The following is a 1,163-nucleotide window of genomic DNA, read 5'->3' as shown; positions in this document are numbered from 1 at the left end:
AGGAATGAATTTTGATTATTTTTATAATAGGCAATCTGAGATGTATAACTTCATTAGGTTACCTATGGTATTAATGGAAGATGAGATTTTTGAGAGCATTTCTATTGAAGCTAAAGTTTTGTATTCATATATGCTTAATCGAATGGGTCTTTCATATAAAAATGGCTGGATAGATGAAGATGGAAAAGTCTTTATTTACTACACAATGGATGCTATTAAAGAGCAATTTAACTGTGCTAATGATAAAGCCTTAAAGATTATAAATGAGCTTGATATAAAATCAGGAATTGGATTGATAGAAAAGAAAAGACAAGGACTTGGAAAACCAAATAGGATATATGTTAAAGATTTTATGAGTGTTTTCTCCGATTCAAATAATAGAAATCCAGATTTCCGAAAAGCAGAAGTCCAGACTTCCGATAATCGGAATTCAAGAACTCCTAATAACAGACTTCAAGATTTCCGAAAATCGGAAGGTAACTATAACAATATTAGTAATAATGAGTTAAGAAAGAATGATTTTAGTAAGGGACAAAAGCCTTATGGAATATATAAAAACATATTTTTGACTGATGAAGAATATAAGGACTTAACAAATGAGTTAGGAAGTAGAATTAATGAATACATTGATAGATTGTCGTCATATATGAAAGCAAATAACAGAGTGTATCAAGATCACAAGGCAACAATAATTAACTGGTATCTTAATGATCAGGCGAAAAGCATTAATGACAAATCAACAAGAAAAATGAATTACGATATAGGAGAGAGTTTATGAAAAGCTTAAAAGATTTTGTATTAAGAGAAAATGATATTGAAAGAAATGGACATATCTATTGCAAGGTATGTGGTAAAAGAGTAGATGGAGAATTAGTTGACCTTGGCTTTACAAAGTTTATTCCCATAATTAAATGTGAATGTGAAATAAAGAGAGATAAGGAAAATGAAGAAAGAGAAAGACTGATGAAAATATCGTCATTGAAAAGAGATTGTTTTTCATCGCCGCTCCAACACCAATATACTTTTGAGAAATTCCTAAATGAAAAAGGTCAAGCCTATAAGGTTGCCTATAATTATGCCAAAAGTTTTGAGCAAATGAAGGAAGACAATGTTGGACTTTTATTTTATGGAGATGTTGGCAGCGGAAAAACTTATCTTGCTTG

Annotated in this window: 2 protein-coding genes; both read left to right on the top strand. The window is 30.4% G+C overall.

Annotation, left to right across the window (positions count from 1 at the left end; genetic code table 11):
• Window positions 1–4: 4 nt before the first annotated feature.
• Complete coding sequence (locus AC6FXG_RS08905) at window positions 5–778, top strand: replication initiator protein A (protein ID WP_500572384.1); 774 nt, start codon at window positions 5–7, stop codon at window positions 776–778.
• Window positions 775–1,163, top strand: a 389-nt coding sequence (locus AC6FXG_RS08900) for a P-loop NTPase family protein (RefSeq protein ID WP_500572383.1), incomplete at its 3' end; no start/stop codon positions are given. The genes AC6FXG_RS08905 and AC6FXG_RS08900, both read left to right, overlap by 4 nt.

The sequence above is a fragment of the Ezakiella massiliensis genome, assembly GCF_059862345.1.
The sequence above is the reverse complement of the archived record's forward strand: the minus strand, read 5'-3'. Positions and strand labels throughout refer to the sequence as shown.